16 protein-coding genes are annotated in these 20,239 nt (G+C 71.3%); 6 read left to right on the forward strand and 10 right to left on the reverse strand.

Annotated features, from left to right (window positions below; all coding sequences use genetic code 11):
* Positions 1–92: 92 nt before the first annotated feature.
* From OHB21_RS15445 to OHB21_RS15455, 3 genes are all read right to left on the reverse strand, one after another.
* On the reverse strand, positions 93–329 hold the full coding sequence (locus OHB21_RS15445) for an exodeoxyribonuclease VII small subunit (protein WP_067508343.1): 237 nt from the start codon (positions 327–329) through the stop codon (positions 93–95).
* A gap of 2 nt (positions 330–331) precedes the next feature.
* Positions 332–1,606, reverse strand: a complete 1,275-nt coding sequence (gene xseA, locus OHB21_RS15450) for an exodeoxyribonuclease VII large subunit (RefSeq protein WP_195124764.1) — start codon at positions 1,604–1,606, stop codon at positions 332–334.
* Positions 1,607–1,679: 73 nt separating this feature from the next.
* On the reverse strand, positions 1,680–2,264 hold the full coding sequence (locus tag OHB21_RS15455) for a lipid droplet-associated protein (RefSeq protein WP_084537537.1): 585 nt from the start codon (positions 2,262–2,264) through the stop codon (positions 1,680–1,682).
* Between the two features lie 204 nt (positions 2,265–2,468).
* On the opposite strand from OHB21_RS15455, the gene OHB21_RS15460 reads away from it, so the two are divergent.
* Positions 2,469–3,479, forward strand: a complete 1,011-nt coding sequence (locus OHB21_RS15460; RefSeq protein ID WP_067508305.1) for a 4-hydroxy-3-methylbut-2-enyl diphosphate reductase — start codon at positions 2,469–2,471, stop codon at positions 3,477–3,479.
* Here OHB21_RS15460 and OHB21_RS15465 read toward each other — a convergent pair.
* Positions 3,476–4,363 carry a DUF6542 domain-containing protein gene (locus OHB21_RS15465; protein WP_113975078.1) on the reverse strand — a complete coding sequence of 296 codons (888 nt, stop codon included), beginning with the start codon at positions 4,361–4,363 and terminating at the stop codon, positions 3,476–3,478. The two genes, OHB21_RS15460 and OHB21_RS15465, sit on opposite strands and share 4 nt — an antisense overlap.
* Before the next feature lie 95 nt (positions 4,364–4,458).
* On the reverse strand, positions 4,459–5,613 hold the full coding sequence (locus OHB21_RS15470) for a DNA recombination protein RmuC (protein WP_067508346.1): 1,155 nt from the start codon (positions 5,611–5,613) through the stop codon (positions 4,459–4,461).
* 113 nt (positions 5,614–5,726) lie between these two features.
* Between OHB21_RS15470 and OHB21_RS15475 the strand changes: the two genes are divergently transcribed.
* Complete coding sequence (locus OHB21_RS15475; protein WP_067508348.1) at positions 5,727–6,917, forward strand: exonuclease SbcCD subunit D; 1,191 nt, start codon at positions 5,727–5,729, stop codon at positions 6,915–6,917.
* A 330-nt stretch (positions 6,918–7,247) separates the two neighbouring features.
* Entirely contained in the window at positions 7,248–10,496 is a 3,249-nt protein-coding gene (locus OHB21_RS15480) for an AAA family ATPase (RefSeq protein ID WP_195124765.1), read from the forward strand.
* A 163-nt stretch (positions 10,497–10,659) separates the two neighbouring features.
* Here OHB21_RS15480 and OHB21_RS15485 read toward each other — a convergent pair whose 3' ends face one another.
* From OHB21_RS15485 to OHB21_RS15500, 4 genes are all read right to left on the reverse strand, one after another.
* Positions 10,660–11,169: a methylated-DNA--[protein]-cysteine S-methyltransferase gene (locus OHB21_RS15485; protein WP_067508352.1), complete on the reverse strand. Its 510-nt coding sequence runs from the start codon at positions 11,167–11,169 to the stop codon at positions 10,660–10,662.
* Positions 11,166–12,725 (reverse strand): Ada metal-binding domain-containing protein, encoded by a 1,560-nt coding sequence (locus OHB21_RS15490; RefSeq protein WP_067508354.1) that lies wholly within the window; start codon positions 12,723–12,725, stop codon positions 11,166–11,168. Before OHB21_RS15490 ends, OHB21_RS15485 begins: the two co-directional genes overlap by 4 nt.
* An 88-nt stretch (positions 12,726–12,813) precedes the next feature.
* Positions 12,814–13,005, reverse strand: a complete 192-nt coding sequence (locus OHB21_RS15495) for a YbdD/YjiX family protein (protein WP_228789499.1) — start codon at positions 13,003–13,005, stop codon at positions 12,814–12,816.
* A 41-nt stretch (positions 13,006–13,046) separates the two neighbouring features.
* Positions 13,047–15,314 carry a carbon starvation CstA family protein gene (locus OHB21_RS15500; RefSeq protein ID WP_067508356.1) on the reverse strand — a complete coding sequence of 756 codons (2,268 nt, stop codon included), beginning with the start codon at positions 15,312–15,314 and terminating at the stop codon, positions 13,047–13,049.
* Between the two features lie 211 nt (positions 15,315–15,525).
* Here OHB21_RS15500 and OHB21_RS15505 point away from each other — a divergent pair, with 211 nt between their 5' ends.
* From OHB21_RS15505 to OHB21_RS15515, 3 genes are all read left to right on the forward strand, one after another.
* Positions 15,526–16,830, forward strand: a complete 1,305-nt coding sequence (locus OHB21_RS15505) for an ABC transporter substrate-binding protein (protein WP_195124881.1) — start codon at positions 15,526–15,528, stop codon at positions 16,828–16,830.
* On the forward strand, positions 16,827–17,786 hold the full coding sequence (locus tag OHB21_RS15510; RefSeq protein WP_084537539.1) for a carbohydrate ABC transporter permease: 960 nt from the start codon (positions 16,827–16,829) through the stop codon (positions 17,784–17,786). The genes OHB21_RS15505 and OHB21_RS15510 overlap by 4 nt, the downstream gene beginning before the upstream one ends.
* Positions 17,787–17,880: 94 nt before the next feature.
* Positions 17,881–18,732 carry a carbohydrate ABC transporter permease gene (locus tag OHB21_RS15515; RefSeq protein ID WP_195124767.1) on the forward strand — a complete coding sequence of 284 codons (852 nt, stop codon included), beginning with the start codon at positions 17,881–17,883 and terminating at the stop codon, positions 18,730–18,732.
* 36 nt (positions 18,733–18,768) lie between these two features.
* Here OHB21_RS15515 and OHB21_RS15520 read toward each other — a convergent pair whose 3' ends face one another.
* The gene (locus OHB21_RS15520; RefSeq protein WP_195124768.1) at positions 18,769–20,160 is read right to left on the reverse strand and encodes an FAD-dependent monooxygenase; all 1,392 of its coding nucleotides are present in this window, start codon (positions 20,158–20,160) and stop codon (positions 18,769–18,771) included.
* Positions 20,161–20,239: the final 79 nt, after the last annotated feature.

Raw genomic sequence — 20,239 nt, forward strand, 5'->3', positions numbered from 1 at the left:
GGATCGTCGGCGTGTGCGATGCGCGGCGGAGTGCGGCCGAGGAACCCCGCCACCGACCCGTGGCCGTGACCCCGGACGGTCAGTCTGCGGCGTCAGTCGTTCTCGGATTCCCCATGGCTCAGCGCGTCCTCGACCCGTTTGCGCGCGCCCGCCAGGTGCTCCTCGCACCGGTTGGCCAGCGCCTCCCCGCGCTCCCACAGCGCCAGCGAGTCGTCGAGGTCCAGCCCGCCCTGCTCGAGCATCTTGACGACGTTCACCAGCTCGTCGCGGGCGCGTTCGTAGCCGAAGGTCGCGATCTCGGCCAGTTCGTCCTTGCCGGGCTCGGCCAAGGTCACTTCCCTCCTGTGTGCTGGCGGGCGCCGAGTTCCCGGGTACCGAGGGCGGCGGCGGTGACCGCGCCGTCGGCGACCCGGATGCGCAGCTGGCTGCCCGCGGGCGCGTCCTCGATGGTGCGCACGACATGGCGTTCGGCGCCGGTCACGCGCTGCACGACAGCGTAGCCGCGGGCCAGTGTCGCGGCCGGGCCCACCGCCGTCAGCTTCTCGCGCAGATGCCGCGTGGCGGTGGACTCGGCGCGGATCAGGTGGTCGACATCGCGGCGGGCGGCGGTGCGCAGCCGGGCGATCTCCTCGCCGCGCCGGTCGATCTCGCGCAGCGGATCGGCCAGCACGGGCCGCGACCGCAGCTGCGCGAGCGCGCGGGTCTCGCGGTCCACCCAGCCCCGCAGGGCGGCGGCCGAACGGGCGCGCAGTTCGCGCACACCGGCCAGTTCGGCGGCGGCGTCGGGCACGACGCGTTTGGCGGCGTCGGTGGGGGTGGCGGCGCGCAGGTCGGCGACGTAGTCCGAGAGCGGGTTGTCGGGTTCGTGACCGATCGCGCTCACGATCGGCGTGGTGGCGGCCACGATGGCGCGGCACAGCGCCTCGTCGGAGAACGGCAGCAGATCCTCCACGCTGCCGCCGCCGCGCGCCAGCACGATCACGTCGACGGACGGGTCTCGATCCAGCTCGGCCAGCGCCTCCAGGATCTGCGGCACCGCGGTGGGCCCCTGCACGGCGGTGTTGCGGATCGCGAAACGCACGGCGGGCCACCGGTTCTCGGCGACGCTCACCACGTCGTGCTCGGCGGCGCTCGCGCGTCCGGTGATCAACCCGACGGTGCGGGGCAGGAACGGGAGGGGCCGTTTGAGCCGCGGATCGAACAGGCCCTCGGCATCCAGCAGCGCCTTCAAGCGCGCGATGCGGGCCAGCAGTTCGCCGACGCCGACGGGCCGGATCTCGACCACCCGCAGCGACAGCGTGCCGCGCCCGGTGAAGAAGGTGAGTTTGCCGTACACCACCACCCGGCTGCCCTCTTGCAGCGGGACGGGTGAGCGGCGCAACAGGTCGGCCTCGCAAGTGACCTGCAGGGACATATCGGCCGACGGGTCACGCAGCACCAGGAAGGCGGTGCGCGCCCCGGGGCGCAGGGAGATCTGGGTGACCTGGCCCTCGACCCAGACGCTGCCGAGCCGCTCGATCCACTGCATGACCTTCACGGCCACCGAGCGCACCGGCCAGGGATTCTCGGCGGAATTCGCCGGAGTCTGCTGCCCGCTCTGTGTCATACGGACAGGTATACGCGGCGGGTCCGACCGGTTCGTGCTCGGCCGGCCCGCCGCGTGGCCGCTGGGACAGCGGTCACTGGGCCCGGACGGTGGCGATCCGGTTCGTCAGCATGGTGACGAACGGCGCGCGGGCGTGCGTCTGCTGCTCGTAGTCCAGCAGCGCGGTGAGGTCGTCGATGGTCAGCATGCGCAGGCGGGCGCGCAGCTGGGCCAGGGTCATGTTGTCGTAGTCGTAGCGGACCGCGATCTCGGGGACCACGATCTCCACCGGCTCCGGCGCGACCGGCTCCGGTGTGATCTCGGTTACCTCGGCCTGCGCGGCGGCGTGGCCATTGGCCGAGACCGGCTCCTCGGCGGTGAACAGGTCGAACGCGCTGACCTGTGCGGCGGCGCCGGAGGTTTGCCCGTTGGTCAGATCCTCGTCGAAGGTGGCCCATTCGGGCTGCTCGACCGGCTTGCCGCCCAGACGCTCGAACACGCCGTCGCCCTTGAGAGCGAGGCTGGTCACGAACTGCTGGACGTGCATCGTGGTCTGCAGCACCTGACTGATCGCGGTGATCGGGAAGTTCAGCGCGACGGTCGGTAGCCGGCGGGTTTCTTCAATGGCGTAGACGGCGGCACCGGCGGCGACCCGTGCCACGAACGGAGGTCGAAACATGGTCATAGCCTGCCTGATACGTCGTGATCTGCAAAGACTCCGGGTGCCGCGGCCGGGCGGGCGCGCGTCGAGTGACCCGGTGTACTCGCCGATCGTAGTGTTAATTGCTGTCACAGACACATTCTGTAGGAAGCCCGCCGGATGCCGCAGCCCGGCCTTCGTCCGGGCGCTCGCCACTCGCCCGGCCCACGTAAGCTGAGGGGCATGTCTTCGGCCATCCCCCTGAACGTCGGAATCGCCCGCTCCGCGGGCGGTGTGAAAACCGAGGCCGACGGTGGCAAGCGCGTGCTGCTCGCCGAGCCGCGCGGCTACTGCGCCGGCGTCGACCGCGCGGTGGAAACCGTGGAGAAGGCGCTGGAGAAGCACGGCGCCCCTATCTACGTGCGCAAGGAGATCGTGCACAACCGCCACGTGGTGGAGACGCTGCGCGAGCGCGGCGTGGTCTTCGTCGACGACACCGACGAGGTGCCGCACGGCGCGGTCGTGGTGTTCTCAGCGCACGGCGTCTCCCCGGCCGTCCACGAGGCCGCCGCCGCGCGCGACCTGCACACGATCGATGCGACCTGCCCGCTGGTCACCAAGGTGCACCAGGAGGCCAAGCGCTTCGCCCGCGACGACTTCGACATCCTGCTCATCGGCCACGAGGGCCATGAGGAGGTCGAGGGCACCGCCGGTGAGGCGCCCGACCACGTGCAGCTGGTGGACGGTCCCGACGCGGTGGACCGCGTCACCGTCCGCGACGAGAGCAAGGTGATCTGGCTCTCCCAGACCACGCTGAGCGTCGACGAGACCATGGAGACCGTGCAGCGGCTGCGGGAGCGCTTCCCCTCGCTGCAGGATCCGCCCAGCGACGACATCTGCTACGCCACCCAGAACCGCCAGGTCGCGGTGAAGGCGATGGCGCCGGAGTGCGATCTGGTGATCGTGGTCGGCTCGCGCAACTCGTCGAACTCGGTGCGGCTGGTCGAGGTGGCGCTCGGCGCGGGCGCACGGGCCGCCCACCTGGTGGACTACGCCCGCGAGGTCGACCCGGCCTGGCTGGAGGGCGTGCGCACGGTCGGCATCACCTCGGGCGCGTCGGTGCCCGACATCCTGGTGCGCGGCGTGCTCGACATGCTCGCCGAGTACGGCTTCGGCGAGGTGCAGCCGGTCACCACCGCCAACGAGACGCTGGTGTTCGCGCTGCCCCGCGAATTGCGCACCGCCCGCCGCTAGAGACTTTCCGGCTTGCGCCGCTGGGGGCGGCCGGGTTCCCGGTCGCGGTAGCGGACGTTCGGCTGCGGATGGGGTGGCGCCTCGGCTCGTCCGCGCGCCCCGCGCGCGGGCTCGGCCTCGCCGCGCGGCACCGCCGCGGGCCTGCCACCGCGTGCCGGGGGCCTGCCTTCCCGTCCGCGCGCGCCTACCCGGGGCGGCGCGTCCGCGACGTCGCGGGGCGGGCGACGGCCGGGGCGCGGGGGTTCGTACTTGTCGGTCACCGGATCATCGATCTCCGGCTGCGGCCTGCGCGGGCGGCGCTTCGCCTGCGGCGCCTCCTTCTTCGCGACGCGCGGCTCCGGACGCTTCTCCGCGCGTTTCATCGAGCGCTTGTCCTCGCGCTTCGCCATCGCACTGCGGCCCCAGCTGGTGCCCCGCCTGGCCTGGGTCGACTTCTCCGCCGCCGCCTCGCGCCGGTGCAGCAGGATGCGCGCCGCGCCGATCGCCAGCACCAGCGCGGTGGCCAGCATCATCGTCGGGAACCGGTTGACCAGCGGGATCGCCAGGTTGAACAGGATGTCCTTGATGCCGGTGGAGGAGCTTCCGGTGAGCTGCTGGTACGCCAGCGGCACGGCGAGGAACAACAGCAGCGGCGGTAACACCAGCGTGGTGAAGATCCCCCGGTAGCGCACGGCGAGCACCGCGGCGACACAGCCGATGACGTAGAGCGCGGCGAAACTGCCGGTGAGGTCGGTCTGGTCGCCGTGGGCATCGATCAGGAAGCCGAGCAGCGTGCACGCGACCGCGATCAGAACCGCCGACCAGGCCGGGACACCCGGCACCGTCGGCAGGATGGAACGCTGCGGCGCGGGCACCTCGGATCGCACACGTTGGGAAGGAGCCACACAGTGCACACTAACCGCCACGGCGGCGGTGGGTGTCAACGCAGGGCCGAAGGGGCACCTGCGCCTTCCCTACGGCGGTGCGCGGCGTCGGCCCGTCAGTGTGGATCGTCCACGTCGGCGAAACCGACCGTTCGCGGCCGGACGTCCACCCGGCCGATCGCGGGTACCTCCTGTTCGGCGATCTCCAAGTCGTGGAGCTTGCGGGCGGTGACCATCACCCGGGATTCGACCGAGGCCACGGCGTAGTTGTAGGCGTCCACGGCCTTGCCCAGCTGGGTGCCGAGGCGGTCCAGGTGCCTGCCCGTCATGCCGAGCCGGGTGTGGAGTTCGCGGCCCAGCCGCTGCACCGCCGCCATATCCCGCGAGACCGCCTCCTGGCGCCAGCCGAACGCGATGGTGCGCAGCAGGGCGACGAGCGTGGTGGGAGTAGCGAGGATCACGTTCCGGCCGAACGCGTACTCCAGCAGGCCCGAATCGGTGGTGAGTGCAGCGTCGAGGAACGGGTCGCCGGGCACGAACAGCACCACGAACTCGGGGGCCGGGTCGAACGCCGCCCAATACTGTTTGTCGGCCAGCTGGTCGACGTGGGCGCGCAAGTGTTTGGCGTGGCGGGCGAGTAGGTCGGCGCGCACGTCGGGATCGTCGGTGGTGGCCGCGTCCAGATACGCGGAGAACGGGACCTTGGCATCCACCACGATGTGCCTGCCACCGGACAGGTGCACCACCAGATCGGGCCGCACCACGCCGGTGCGGTGCTCGTCGCCCGCCGCGCGATGCACCTGGGTGGAGAAATCACAGTGCTTGGTCATCCCCGCCAGTTCCACGACGCGCTCGAGCTGGATCTCGCCCCACCGGCCGCGCACCTGCGGCGCCCGCAGCGCCGCGACCAGCTGACTCGTCTGGCCCGCCAGCTGGTGCGAGGTGCGCTGCATGGTGGCCACCTGCTCGCGCAGCCCGGCGTAGGCGTCGACGCGGTGGCGCTCCACCTGCTGGATCTGCTGGTTCAGCACGCCGACGGCCTCGCGCAGCGGTTCCACCAGCGTGCCCACCGCGTGCGAATGCCTGCGCGCCGCATCCTCGTTGGCCGCGTGCAGCGATTGCCGCAGCAGCCGCTCGTTCTCGCTCGCCGCCGCCAGCCGCGCCTCGGCGGCCACGGCCCGCTGCCCCGCGCGCGCCGCGTGGCCGAGCCAGCCGATGCCCGCCCCGGCGGCGAACACCAGCAGCAACGCGACGAGCATCGGTGCGGTCATGGCGCCGATAGTGCCGCACCCCACCGACAGGTTCGCGGACCTGCCCGCGTGTCCGCGTGGCGACACGCCAGCCGATTGCCACTTGTCGGTGGGTGGGCCTACGGTTTCGGGCCATGCGGATCCTGCACACCTCGGACTGGCATATCGGCCGGACGTTCCACGGCGTCGATCTGCTTGCCGATCAAGCGTGTTCGCTGGCGGCCGTCGCCGAGTTGGTGGCGGCGGAATCGGTGGACGTGGTGGTGGTGCCCGGCGACGTGTACGACCGCTCCATTCCGAGTGCCGACGCGATCGCGGTGTGCAATAGGGGTTTCGAGGCGATCCGCGCGGCCGGCGCGCGCATCGTGGCCACGGCGGGCAATCACGATTCGCCCACCCGGCTGGGCGCGGGGGCGAGTTTCGCGGCCGCCGGCGGGCTGCACCTGCGCACCACCGTCGCCGAGGCGCACCGGCCGGTGCTGCTCGCCGACGCGCACGGCGAGGTCGCGTTCTACGGCATCCCGTACCTGGAGCCGGATGTCACGCGCGCCGAACTCGGTGTGCCGCAGGCGCGTTCGCACGCCGAGGTGCTCGACGCCGTGATGGCGCGGATCCGGGCCGATATCGCGGAGCGGCCGGGGGTGCGCACGGTGGTGCTCGCGCACGCGTTCGTGGTGGGCGGCGCGGCGACCGGTTCGGAGCGGTCCATCTCGGTGGGCGGGGTCGAGACGGTCCCGCTCTCGGCGTTCGACGGCATCGATTACGTGGCGCTGGGGCACCTGCATTCGCCACAGGCACTCTCGGAGTCGGTGCGCTATTCGGGCTCGCCCCTGCCGTATTCGTTCGCGGAGAACTCCCACCGCAAGGCCGTGTGGATCGTGGACCTGGACGAGTCGGGGCTGAGTGCGGTCGAGCGCCGCGATCTGCCCGTTGTGCGCGGGTTGAGCAACCTCACCGGAACCCTGGAGGAATTGCTTTCCGACGCGACGCACGAGGCCGTGGTCGACCACTACGTGTCCGCGATCCTCACCGACGACACCCGCCCGATCGACGCGCTGCGCAAACTGCGCGAACGTTTTCCGCACGCCGTGCACGTGGAATGGCAACGGCCGGGCGGCAATCCGGAGCTGCACTATCGTGAGCGTGTGCGCGGCCGCCGCGATGCCGAAGTGGCGCAGAGCTTTCTGACCGATGTGCGCCGCGAGCCCACGGCGGGCGAGATGGTGTGGGTGGAGCGCGCGCTGGCGGCGGCGGTGCGCGAATCGGATCGGCCGGCTCCGGTCGTCCTCGAGGACGGATCGGTGACGGAGGGGCTGACGGCATGAGCGGGTGGGGTGAGCCGCTGACGCGCTTCGCCTGCGCTGAGGGGGCACGACGCGTGGGTGAGCTGCTGGCGCGCTCCGCGCGTGCTGGAGCCGAGCGGGCGCGGTGCGTATGAATGCGCGGGTGGGTGAGCTGCCGGTGTGCGTCGCGTGTGGCCGAGACGAGCGGGCGCGCGGCATGAGCACGTGGGTGATCACGGCAGGGATGTCGCGGCCGATGGAACGCGGCGGTGCCGCCGCTGAGACCCGAGCGCCCGGACGAGGACGGGCACTGTTCGCGGGGAAGCGTGGGAGCCCGCCACACGGCTCGACGGGTGGGATCGGGGTGGTGAGGTGAGGCTGCATCGGTTGGAGATGACGGCGTTCGGCCCGTTCGCCGCGCCCACGGTGGTCGATTTCGACGCCCTCGGCGCCGACGGGCTGTTCCTGCTGCACGGGCACACCGGGGCGGGCAAGACGACCGTGCTCGACGCGATCGCGTTCGCCCTGTACGGCAAGGTCCCGGGCGCGCGGGGGGAGAGCAAGCGGCTGCACTCGGATCACGCGTCCCCGCAGACGCCGCCGCGCGTGGTGCTGGAGGCGACGCTGGGCGGGCGGCGGCTGCGGCTCACGCGCACACCAGAATTCGAGCGGCCGAAGCTGCGCGGCACCGGTATGCGCACCGAGCCCGCGAAGGCCACGCTGGAATGGCTGGACGGCGCCGGGGTCAACCTGGCGCGCATCAGCGATATCGGCGACGAGATCATCCGCCTGCTCGGCATGAGCGCCGACCAGTTCTTCCAGGTGGTGCTGCTCCCGCAGGGCGATTTCGCCCGGTTCCTGCGCGCCGAGAACGAGGAGCGCGAGAAGCTGCTCGAAAAGCTCTTCGACACCGAGCGTTTCGGCACCGCCGAACAGTGGTTGCTGGAACGCAAACGCGTGGCGGGCGCGGAACTGGACACCCAGCGCGAGCACATCGAGCGGCTCATCGCCCAGATCCGGGGCGCGGCCGGGCTGAGCGCGACCGATTCGGTGGGCACCGTGGACGCCGTCGGCTGGTCCCAGGACCTGCTCACCGCCGCCCGCGCCGACCTCACCGCCGCCTCCGCCGAGGTCGAACGGTGCCGCGCCGAATCCACCCGCCTGAGTGAGCACGCCGACGCACAGCGCAGGCTCGCCGAACAGCGCCGCCGCATGGACGCCGCCCGGCATCGTTTGGACGACTACGCCGCCGGGGCGCCGCATCGCTCCGCCCTCGCCGCCGAGCTGGACCTGGCCCGCCGCGCCCAGCCCGTCAAGGAAGCCATCGATGAGGCGCGCGACGCGGTGATGAACTCGCGTAAGCGGGAATCCGAAGCGCATTCCGCCGCACGGAAACTCGCCGACGCACTGCTGGACCCGCGCGCCGCGGACCTCGGTGGGCTGGACCTGCTGACCGGTGTATCCGCCGCCGACCCTGAACAATCAGGCACAGGGGCCGGCCCCGCCACCGAGCCGGGGATTCGCGTGGACGCCGATCTCGGTGCCGCGATCTTGCGGTGGGGCAAACGCATCGGCGCGCTGGACGAGGTCCGCTCCGACGCGAAGGCCGCCGAACAGCTGTCCGCCGAGCTGGCCGGCCTGCGCACCGAATCGGAGGCGGTGGCGCGGCGCATGGGTGAGCTGGCGGCGTCGCGGGAGCGGTTGCCCGCGGCGATCGCCGCCGCCGAGGCCAGGATGCGCGAAGTGTCCGACGCGGCCGCGACGCTGCCCGCGCTGAGCGCCGAGTTGGAACGTCTGCAATCGGCCACCGCGGCGGCCGTCGAATTGACCGGTCGCCGAACGGATCTGGACCGCGCCCGGGTCACCTACGAGACCGCCCGCGCCACCCACAACGACGCCAAGGAGCGGGTGCTCGACCTGCGCGAGCGCCGCCTGTCCGGGATGGCGGCCGAGCTCGCGGGCCAGTTGGTCACGGGCCATCCGTGCAAGGTGTGCGGATCGCCGGACCATCCCGATCCGGCGACGCCCGGGGCGAGCGCGGTCTCCGACGCGGCGGAACGGAAGGCGGCCGAGGCCGAGCGCGCCGCCGAAGCCGAGCGCGATACCGCGCTGACGGTCGTCACCGGCTTGGAGCGCGAGATCGAGGCGCTGATCGCGCGCGGCGGCGACACCGACCGCGTCGAACTCGCCGCCGCTCTGCGCGGCGTCACCGCCCGCTACGAGGACGCCGCCGACGCCGCCGAACAGATCGAGGCCGCCTCCGCCGACGTCACCCGCCTGCGCACCGACGAAACCCGCCTGCACGACGATCTGCGCGCCGCCGAAGCCCGCCGCAGCGCGCTGGCCGCCCGGCTCTCGGCCGGCGAAGCGCGCCTCGCCGAACTCACCGAACGCCTGCGCGCCGCCGCGGGCGCGGACACGACCGTCGAAGCGCGCCGTGCCCGCCTCGACGCACTGGTCGCGGCCGCCGACGCCCTGCGCGCCGCCCGCGCGGCCGCCACCGCCGCCCGCGAACAGGTCACCGCGCTCGCCGATCGCGTCGAAAACCTCGCCCGCGCCGCAGGTTTCCTGCTCGAAGGGGAGTCGGCCGCCGATCCCGATTCCGTTGCGACGGATTCCACGCAACTCCACGTGGATGGCGTACGCGCCGGGGCGGACGCTGTGCGCGCGGAGACCGGTTCGGCAGGCGCCGCACCGGATAACGTTGCGGCGGAACGTGGTTCGGCCACCCCGCCCCGCGACGACATCGCCCTGCTCGCCGCCTACGCCGCGGTCGTGAAGGCGGCGGCCCGAACCCCCCAGCGACAGCGGGAGATCGAGTCCGAACTCACCGCCGCCGAGCACGCCCGGGCGCACGCCGAACAGGTTCTGGCCGAGCCGGAGAGCGCCGCCGCGGCCACCGCCGAACTCGACGACCCCGCCGAGCTGGAACGCCGCTTGCACGAGGCGCGCGAGCGCCTCGAGACCGCGGCCGCCGCGCAGTCCGAGGCGGCGCGGCGGGTGCAGTTGCTGGAGGAGCTCGGCGCCCAGCTGTGGACCGAGGTGGAGCGGATCGGTCCGCGCAGGCGGGCCTACGAGGAACTGGCGGGCGTGGCCGACGTGGTCGCGGGGCGCGGCGAGAACAACCGCAAGATGTCGCTGCGCTCGTACGTGCTGGCCGCCCGGCTCGAGGAAGTGGCGCTGGCGGGCTCGGAGCGGCTGCGCCGAATGTCCGGTGGCCGTTACGAATTCGTCCACACCGACCGCGCGGGCCGCCACGGCAGGCGCGGCGGCCTCGGCCTGGACATCCGCGACGACTACACCGGCGCCATCCGCCCCGCCAAAACCCTCTCCGGCGGCGAGACCTTCATGGCGTCGCTGTCCATGGCGCTGGGCTTGGCCGACACCGTCGCCGCCGAATCCGGCGGCATCGCCCTGGACACCCTGTTCATCGACGAGGGCTTCGGCGGCCTCGACGCCGACACCCTCGACGCCGTCATGGGCGTCCTCGACGAACTCCGCGCCGGCGGCCGCGTCGTCGGCATCGTCAGCCACGTCGATGAAATGCGCCAGCGCATCCCCAGCCGCCTCCACGTCCTGCGCGACCGCACCGGCTCCCACCTCCGCACCACTGTCGCCTGAGCTGTTCAGCGCGCGCGGCGCCGGGGAGTACGAGCGGGTGCGCGGCGCCCGTCGCGAGTCCTACGAGTACCTGCCGACCGATGACGAGCATTGGCAGCGGGCGTTCGCGGCGCAGCGGGAGCTGGCGCGCACCGGACGGCACCGAGAGGTCGGGATCGCCGACCTACTCTTCCTCGTGCGCCAGCAACCACCGCTTCGCGTACAATCCCCAGCGGAACCCGCCCAGCGCACCACCGATGCGCGTCACCCGGTGGCACGGGACGAACAGGGCGGCGGCGTTGCGGGCGCAGGCGTTGGCGGCGGCGCGGGTGGCGTCGGGGCGGCCGGAGAGCGCGGCGAACTCGGTGTAGGTGACGGGCGCGCCCGCGGGTACCTTGCGCAGGATGTCCCAGGCGTGCATGAGGAATTCGCCGGAGCGCTGGCGCACGGGGATGTCGTCGATGGCCGCGATATCGCCCTCGTGGTACGCGCCGACCGCGTCGGTGACCTCGCCGAGGGAGTCGCGCGGCCGCAGGTCGGCGGGCCGCAGGCTCGGGTGGATGAGGCCTCGCAGCGTCTCCGGATCGCCGGTCCAGCCCGACGCGAGGACCGCGCCGTCACCGTCCACGATCGTGGTGAACGGACCGATCCTGGTCTGGACGAAGGCGTAGTCGGCGGTGCTGGAGGTGGTCATGAGATGCTCGCTTTCGGCTGTGCGGCAAGGGAATCCGAGGGTCGGGCGGCGCGCTGACGCAGCGCGGCGCGCCATAGGTGCATGGAGAGATAGGACCGCCACGGCGCCCAGCGCCCCGTGTCGGTGAGGTCGACGCCGAGCAGGTCCGCGCCCTGGCGGACCACCAGGTCGGTGGCGAGCAGCACGTCGGGATCGGCCAGCAGGCGCATGGTCACGTAATCGGCGGTCCACGGGCCCACACCGTCCAGCGCGAGCAGGTCGCGGCGCAGGTCGGCGGCGGTGCGCCCGGCGTGCAGCACCAGATCGCCGGAGGCCAGGGCGGCGGCCGCGCCCACGATCGAGCGGATGCGGCGCGCGGGCCCGGTGAGCACCTCGGCTCCGCGCTCGGCGATCACGGCCGGGGTGGGGAACAGTCGCGGCACCGGACCCTCGACGGGTTCGCCGAGCGCCTCCACCAGCCGGGCCGTGTGGGTGGCGGCCGCCGACACCGAGATCTGCTGCCCGATCATGGTGCGCAACAACAGTTCCGGGCCGTCGAGGCAGCCTGGCACTCGGATGCCGGGCGTCAGCTGGGGACGGGAACGACCGTTCGATCGGCCGCCGGCGTCATCCGGTGCGGCGCCACCGGAGTCGGGCCCCGACACCCCGAGCGCCTCATCGATCCCGACCGGGTCGGCGTCCAGATCCAGCAGGTGCCGCACCCGGGCGACGGTCGGCGCGAGATCGCGCATGTCGTGCAGTGCCAGCTCGGCGCGCACGTGATCGCGCTGGAAGCTGAGCCGGGCGGCCGCGTGACCGTGCGGCGTGCGCAGGTTCCTGGTGTAGACGCGGTCCTCCCACAGCTCCATACCGGGCACCACGTGCGCCGAGAGGAACCATTCGAGCCACGCCTTGTCCAGCGGCTCCCGATACGGAAGGCGCAGGGAGAGAACGCCGTTCGCCACGGGTGCGGACCGGGCCGGATTCCGCTGCGCGCGCTGGGCCTCGGTGCGCATGGTGGTGGGACTCACCGCGAACACCTCGCGCACCGTGTCGTTGAACTGGCGGATGCTCGCGAACCCGGCCGCGAACGCGATATCCGACATCGGCATGTCGGTGGTCTGGATGAGCAGCCGCGCGGTGTGCGCGCGATGGGCCCTGGCCAGCGCCAGCGGTCCGGCGCCGAGTTCGGTGGTGAGCACCCGCGTGAGCTGGCGCTGCGAATACCCGAGGGTGGCGGCCAGCGCGGGCACCCCACCCCGTTCGATGACGCCGTCGCCGATGAGCCGCATGGCCCGCGCCGCCAGATCGGCCCGCGTGTTCCACAGCGGCGAACCGGGCGCGGCGTCGGGCAGGCAGCGGCGGCAGGCCCGGAACCCCGCGTGCTGCGCGGCCGCGGCCGTCGGCAGGAAGGTGACGTTGGCGCGCTTCGGCGTGATCGCGGGACATGAAGGGCGGCAATAGATTCCGGTGGTACGCACGGCCGTGAAGAACTGGCCGTCGAAGCGCGAGTCGCGCGTCGACACCGCCCGATAGCATCGTTCGAAATCCAACCCCGTGATGGTCACGTCCTCCACAATGTCAGCTCCCGCCGGACCGTGCTAGCGGAAAACGGACGCGTACGAGGAACGTGGCCTCACCTGCGCGGAAGCCGTGCCGGCGCCCTCAGCAACAGCGGTTCGAGGGGTTGCGGTCGGCGGCGTCGTGCCGCTCGCGCCAGTACTGCCGCTCGGTCGGAATCGGACGGTCCGGATGCGTGCGGCGCAGGTGCGCCACGTAGCGCTGGTAGTCCTGCCCGCCGACGATCGCGTCGAACCAGCGCAGCAGGCCGCGCGCACCCGCGCCCGCGCGCCGCAGGACGCCCGGTCCGGACCGGGCGTCCCGCGGCGCGGGGACGTTCACGCGTGCGTCTCCGCCTTCGTGAGCGCCGCGCCGGGCGCGCGCACCTTGCCCGAGGCGATCAGCTCGTCCCATTCCTTCTGCACCGCCTTCTCCGCCGGGGTCGCGAAGAACCCGCTGGGCGCGAAGATCTTCGACGGCTCCTCCGGCGACTCGGTGGTGGACGTGCCGCCGGAACGCCACGCCTTCAGGCATACCAGCGCACCCACCACCGTGACCACCAGTACCAGTCCGGCGAACACGATGGACAGCGTGCCCTGGATGAAGGTGTTGCGGATGACGGTGTCGACTTCCTCGGGCGTCTTGGCGGTGAGGCACAGCTGCCCGGCCTCCTTTGCCTGCTGGCAGATGCTGTGCTGCTTCCAGTAACCCACCTTGGGGTCGGCGGAGAAGATCTTCTGCCAGGACGCGGTCATCGTCACGATCAGGTCCCACACCAGCGGGATGCCGGGAATCCAGGCCCATTTCACCAGGCCCTTCTTCACGATGATCGTGAGCACCACCATCAGCGCGACCGCCGCCAGCAGCTGGTTGGCGATGCCGAACAGCGGGAACAGGGCGTTGATGCCGCCCAGCGGATCGGTGACGCCCATCAGCAGGATGGAACCCCACGCGGCCACCACGAGCAGCGAGCACACCCACGCGCCCACCCGCCAGGACGGGTCCTTGAACTTGCGCAGCGGGCCGCCGAAGTTGCCCAGCGCGTCCGACATCATGAACCGCGCCACGCGGGTGCCCGCGTCGATGGTGGTGAGGATGAACAGCGCCTCGAACATGATCGCGAAGTGGTACCAGAACGACTTCATGCTCTCGCCGCCCAGGAACTGGTGGAACACCTCGGCGATGCCGACGGCCAGGGTGGGCGCGCCGCCCGTGCGGGAGATGACGCTGGCCTCGCCGACGTCCTCGGCGGCTTGGGAGAACGTCTCCGGCGTCGCGGGCGGGCCGGACAGGCCGAGCGAGTTGGTGTAGTCGGCGGCCGATTCCGGAGTGCCGCCGGTGAGGCCCAGCGGCGCGTTCATGGCAAAGTACAGGTGCTGGTCGATGATGCAGGCGGTGATGATCGCCATGACCGCGACGAACGATTCGGTCAGCATGCCGCCGTAGCCGATCATCCTGGCGTTGGATTCCTTCTCCAGCAGTTTCGGCGTGGTGCCCGAGGACACCAGCGCGTGGAAACCGGAGAGCGCGCCGCAGGCGATGGTGATGAATAGGAACGGGAACAGGCTGCCCGCGAACGCCGGTCCGGTGCCGGAGATGGCGAAGTCGGAGACGGCGGGCGCGTTGAGCACCGGCATGGTGATGAGGATGCCGACGGCCAGCAGCGCGATGGTGCCGATCTTCATGAACGTGGACAGGTAGTCGCGCGGGGCCAGCAGCAGCCACACCGGCAGCACCGAGGCCAGGAACCCGTACCCGATGAGCAGCCACGCGATGGTGGTGCGCGAGAGCGTGAACCAGTCCGTGCCCCAGTCGGTTTCGGCCACCCAGCCGCCGGACACGATGGCCAGCAGCAGCAGGACCAGGCCGATCGCGGAGACCTCACCGACCCGGCCGGGCCGCAGGTACCGCAAGTAGACGCCCATGAACAGCGCGATCGGGATGGTCATCGCGATGGAGAACACGCCCCACGGGCTCTCGCCGAGCGCGTTCACGACGACCAGCGCCAGCACCGCCAGCAGGATCATCATGATGACGAGGATGCCGACGATGGCCGCCACGCCGCCGACCGCGCCGAGTTCGTCGCGCGCCATCTGCCCGAGGCTGCGGCCCCGGCGCTTGGTGGAGGCCCACAGCACCAGGTAGTCCTGCACCGCTCCGGCCACGCACACGCCGACCACGATCCAGATCGTGCCGGGCAGGTAGCCCATCTGCGCGGCCAGCACCGGGCCGACCAGCGGTCCGGCGCCCGCGATGGCGGCGAAGTGGTGTCCGTAGAGCACCCGCCGGTCCATCGGCATGAAATCCTTGCCGTTCTCCAGGATCTCGGCCGGGGTGGCGACGTCGTCGCGCGGTTTGGTGATCTTCCACTCGATGAATTTCGAGTAGAAGCGGTAGGCGATGACGTAGGTGCAGACCGCGGCGATGACGATCCACACCGCGTTGACGTTCTCCCCGCGCGCCAGGGCCAGGATGGCCCAGGCGAGCGCACCGAGTATCGCGATCCCCGCGAACACGGCCTTCTTGGCCGGAGTCATCGGAGTCCGGTCGACCACGCCGACGGGCGGCAGGCCGGGGTCGGTCCGCAGATATTCGATTGTCGCCATCTGCCCTACTCTCCCCTGCGAAACGCACAGGATCTTGCGGAAAACAGGTGAAAAGGTAGCCGATCGCCGTTCGGGGCCGTGCCGTATCGGGTCGCCGCCGGACAACCGTTAAATATTGTTCGTGTGTCGTCGGCCACCGCGACAGCCGCCGGACGTATGCTCCCACCCGGTCCGCAGCCCGCCGTCGCCGGAGGAAGCCGCACTGGAATCGATCCCGCCGTCGCCCGCCCGGTTCCGCAGGCGGACGCTGATCGGCGCGGCACTGGCCGCGCCGCTGCTCGCGGGCGGCTGCGGCGCCGACGACGACGCGCTCACCTTCTTCTTCCAGGCCCGCCCGGAGGAGGCACGGGTGCGGCTGCGGATCATCGACGAGTTCCGGGCGCGCCACCCCGACATCCGGGTGCGGACGATCATGTCCGGGCCCGATCCGCTGCAACAGATGCTCACCTACTGCGCGGGCGGCAAATGCCCCGACGTGCTGATGGCGTGGGAACTGCTCTACGCGGGCCTGGCGGCGCGGGGTGTGCTGCTGGATCTGAACACGCTGCTGGACCGCGAGCCGGAGTACGCGGCGGCGCTGCGGGCCGACAGCTATGCCACGCTCTACGACACGTTCGCCTATCGAGGCGGGCAGTACGCCTTGCCCGAGCAGTGGTCCGGGGTGTTCCTCTATTACAACCGCGACCTGTGCGCTGCGGCCGGTGTGCGCCCGCCCGCGCGGTGGCGCGACGCCTGGACCTACGAGGAGTTCCTGGACGCCACGCGCGCGCTCACCCGGCACGACGGGCGCAGCACGCGATGGGGTTTCGCCGACGCGTGGGTGCCCTACTTCTCCGCCGCCTGCTTCGGCATGAACAACGGGTCGGAATGGTTCACGCCCCCGGTCGATCCGGTGCGCGCCAACTTCGACGACCCGGGATTCGCGGCGGGATTCCAGTTCTACGCCGACCTTGCCGTGCGGCACCGTGTCGCGCCGAGAGTCGATGACCGGCAGTCGATTTCGGCGCCCGATCTGTTCCGGCGCGGGCGGGCCGGGGTGGCGTTGGGCGGGCACTGGCTGTATTCGGAATTCGCCGGGATCGAGGGCCTGCCCATCGATCTGACGGTACTGCCGGTCGGTCCGGACGGTGGACCCGGGGCGATCACCGACGTGGGCTGCACCGGGCTCGCCATCGCCGCCGACAGTCCGCGTATCGAACAGGCCTGGGAATTCGTGAAGTTCGCGACGGGGCCGGTGGGGCAGGAGATCGTGGCGGCGTCGGGATTGTTCGTGCCGGTGTTGAAATCGGCGATGGCGTCGCCGGGGTTCGCGCGGGCGCATCGCGATATCGCGAACCTGGCGGTGCTGACCGAAGGGCCGGAAAGTTCACGGGCACTGCCGATTACGCCGACGTGGGGGAAGGTGTCGGCGCTGCTCGAGCGCGGCGGGAACCGGGTGCTGCGAGGCGCGGCGACGGCGGAGTCGCTGGGCGGCGGATTCACGGCGGACGTGAACGCTTTGCTGGAGGCGCGATGAGAGCGGGGGTTCTCGGCGCGTCGCAGAAGCGCGCGGTGGCACCGGCTTCGGCGGACACCGGTGGACGTCCCGGCGCGCTCGCGCGGACCCGGGAGCGGGCGGGGTGGTTGTTCATCGCGCCGAATCTGCTGGCGGTGCTGGTGTTCCTGGTGTTTCCGCTGGTGTTCTCGCTGTACCTGAGCTTCCACTCGTGGGATCTGTTCAGCCCGCCGCAGTTCGTCGGACTGCGGAACTACCGTCGGTTGTTCGGCTCCGATCCGCTGTTCCTCATCGCGCTGCGCAATACCGCCGTATTCACGGTGCTGACCTTGGTGCCGACCGTAGTGATCGGGTTGGGGATCGCGGGTCTGCTCAATCGAAAAGTGCCGGGGATAGGCGTATTCCGGACCATGGCGTTCCTGCCGCTGGTCGCTTCGACTGTGGCGATGGCGGTGGTGTGGCGGTTCATGTTCACCACAGACGGCGGGCTGCTGAACGTGATGCTCGGCTGGGCGGGCGTACCGGCCGTGCCTTGGCTGACCGATCCGGATTGGGCGCTGGTCTCGTTGAGCATCGTCACGGTGTGGAAGAGCCTGCCGTTCGCGACCGTCATCCTGTTGGCCGCGATGCAGGGTGTGCCCGAAACGCTGTACGAGGCGGCGAAGATCGACGGGGCGGGTGTGCTGCGGAGGTTCCGGTCGATCACGCTGCCGCTCATCCGGGGACCGCTCTCGTTCGTCTTCGTGATCACGGTGATCAATTCGGTGCAGGCGTTTGACCAGGCGTACGCGCTCACCGGCGGCAACGGCGGACCGGAGACGGGGACGTACCTGCTGGGAATCATGTTGTTCCAGCACGCCTTCGGGTTCTACGAGGTCGGGTACGCCTCAGCGCTGGCGTGGGTGATCTTCGGGATTCTCCTGGTGCTCACGGTGATCCAGCTGCGATTGGCGCGGCGGGCGGAGAGTGACCTGTGAGGGTGCTGATTCGCGAGGCGCGAGTGCCCGAGCCGAACGCTGTCGGGGCACCCGGACCCGGGTCCGGGCGGCCCGCGACCGGTGACCGGCGGTGATGCCGAAGGGCCGGGCCGAGCAGGGGGTTCGGCGCAGGGTGGTGCAGGGCATCTGCGTCTACCTCGCGCTGGTGGCCGTCGCGTGGTGCGCGCTGGGGCCGATCCTGTGGGCGCTGTCGGGGGCGTTGAAGTCCGACGGCGAGATCGTCGAGCCGGCGGTGCTGCCCGAGAGCCCGCGGTGGTCCAACTTCGGGCGGGTGTTCGAGGTGCTGCCGATGGGCCGGATGCTGCTCAACACCGCTGTCTACGCCGCGTGCGTCACGGCGGGGCAGGTGTTCTTCTGCTCGCTGGCCGGATACGCGTTCGCGCGCTTGCGGTTTCGCGGGCGGGACGTGCTGTTCCTGGCATACCTCGCCACGCTGATGGTGCCGCTCACCGTCACCGTTATCCCGCAGTTCCTGCTCATGCGGGCCTTCGGGTGGGTGGACACGCCGTGGTCGATGATCGTGCCCGGCCTGTTCGGCAGCGCCTTCGGCACCTACCTCATGCGGCAGTTCTTCCGTACGCTCCCCGACGAACTGGAGGAGGCGGCCATCCTCGACGGCTGCACCACCTGGCAGGTCTACTGGCGCGTCCTGCTCCCGCACACCCGCCCGGCCCTCATGGTCCTGGCGGTCCTCACCTGGATCACCGTGTGGAACGACTTCCTCTGGCCGCTGGTGATGATCCAGCGGAATGAATACGCCACCGCCACTTTGGGTCTGGTGCGCCTGCAAGGGCAGTACTACTCGCAGTGGCCGCTGCTGATGGCGGCGGCGATGGTGATTCTCGCGCCGTTGGTCGCGGTGTACGCCGTCGCGCAGCGGGCGTTCCTGCGCGGGACGGCGATGTCGGGGTTGGGTGGGCGGTGAGGTTGGGGGCTTGTGCGGAAGGCGGCGGGCGCGGGCTCAGCGCACGGCGGCGTCTGATTGGGCCGTGTGCCTGATGCGGGCCGCGCGCGCAGTGCGGACGTACTTCCCGTCGGGCCGGACGATCACGCCGTTCTCATCGAGTCCGATTGCCCGGGAGGCTTTTTCGTCCACCAGACGCGTGATCATGGCCGCGCTGTCGGGAGTGCGCGGCGGTGGACGGCCGGGTGCGCGGCGGCGCAGGATCGTCAAGCCCGGCCCGAGCAGGTCCAGCGTCGATCTGCCGTCGCGCAGGCGGGCGTGGGGGAGCCGGCCGCCGAGGTCGGCGCGCAGTTCCTGTTCGGCACTGCGCCACGAGCCCGTCGGGTCGGCGGAGCGCGCCACGTTGTGTTCGGCGACGGGGCGGCGCTCGGCCTCGTAGGTGTCGAGCAGGTGCGGGGGTGCCCACCCCGCGAGCACCCAGCCCAGCTTCCAGCCGAGGTCGAAGCCATCGTGGACGGCGGTGTTCATGCCGGTGGCACCGCGCGGCGTCACCCGGTGCGCCGCATCGCCCACCAGGAACGCCGAGTCGTGCCGGAAGCGTTCGGCGAGTTGGGAAACAGCGGTCACTCGGTGGATGCCGTGAATCTCCGCGCTCAGCGAAGCATCGCCGGCTGCGACCCGAATACGTTCCAGCGCCGCGGCTTCCGAGTCCGGTGCGGTGGTCTCGGCCGCGTACACCCACCTGTCGGCGGGTCCCGCCGGAATGAATACGCCCTCCGCTCCGGGTGCACCGACGCTGTAGATCAGATACCGGTGCGGCCCGATCCGATCCCACAAAGGCGCCCGCATCACGACGGTGAACCCGGTCAATTCTGTTGGTGGGCCGGTCATTCCGATGTCCAGCATGCTCCGCACCGTGCTGTGCGCGCCGTCGGCGGCGATGAGGTACCGCGCGTGCACCTGGGTCGAATCCGAGAGCCGCGCGTCCACTCCGTCCGGCCCGACCTCCAGATCCACGAGTTCCACCCCGCGTCGCACCTCGACCGGTGCCAACGCGCCCACATAGCGCGACAGCACCCGCTCGAGATGGTCCTGCGGCGCGCACAACGGTGTGGTGGGACTCAGCCGCGCCGCCCGCCCGCGCGACGGAAACCCGACATCGGACGCCTCACCGTTCCCCACCTCGGCGAGCGTGCGACATCGCCAGGCCAGCATCTCCACATCGACTGAGCCGCCACGCAATTCGGCTTCCAACCCCATCGCACGGAAGATCTCCATCGACCGCAGGCTGATCACGGTCGCGCGCGGCGCCGCACCCACCTCCGCGCGCCGGTCCACGAGCAACGTCGACACGCCGTATCGGGCCAGCGTCGCGGCCGCGGTCAACCCGGCGGGCCCCGCACCCACGACCAACACCTGCACCTCACGGGCCGGGCGACGGTCGTTCACGACGGCCCGTCCACGCAGCGCGAACCGCGCGTCCGCACCGCGGATCTCCCGGGACTCCGCGCCGCGCGATCACCGCGCC

This window comes from Nocardia puris (assembly GCF_036051655.1).
Classification (GTDB): Bacteria; Actinomycetota; Actinomycetes; order Mycobacteriales; family Mycobacteriaceae; genus Nocardia; species Nocardia puris.

Coding starts and splice junctions, on each gene's coding strand:
- xseA (WP_195124764.1), bottom strand. CDS start 1,606: ATGACACAGAGCGGGCAGCAGACTCCGGCGAATTCCGCCGAGAATCCC.
- OHB21_RS15455 (WP_084537537.1), bottom strand. CDS start 2,264: ATGTTTCGACCTCCGTTCGTGGCACGGGTCGCCGCCGGTGCCGCCGTC.
- OHB21_RS15460 (WP_067508305.1), top strand. CDS start 2,469: ATGTCTTCGGCCATCCCCCTGAACGTCGGAATCGCCCGCTCCGCGGGC.
- OHB21_RS15470 (WP_067508346.1), bottom strand. CDS start 5,613: ATGACCGCACCGATGCTCGTCGCGTTGCTGCTGGTGTTCGCCGCCGGG.
- OHB21_RS15475 (WP_067508348.1), top strand. CDS start 5,727: ATGCGGATCCTGCACACCTCGGACTGGCATATCGGCCGGACGTTCCAC.
- OHB21_RS15485 (WP_067508352.1), bottom strand. CDS start 11,169: ATGACCACCTCCAGCACCGCCGACTACGCCTTCGTCCAGACCAGGATC.
- OHB21_RS15500 (WP_067508356.1), bottom strand. CDS start 15,314: ATGGCGACAATCGAATATCTGCGGACCGACCCCGGCCTGCCGCCCGTC.
- OHB21_RS15510 (WP_084537539.1), top strand. CDS start 16,827: ATGAGAGCGGGGGTTCTCGGCGCGTCGCAGAAGCGCGCGGTGGCACCG.
- OHB21_RS15515 (WP_195124767.1), top strand. CDS start 17,881: ATGCCGAAGGGCCGGGCCGAGCAGGGGGTTCGGCGCAGGGTGGTGCAG.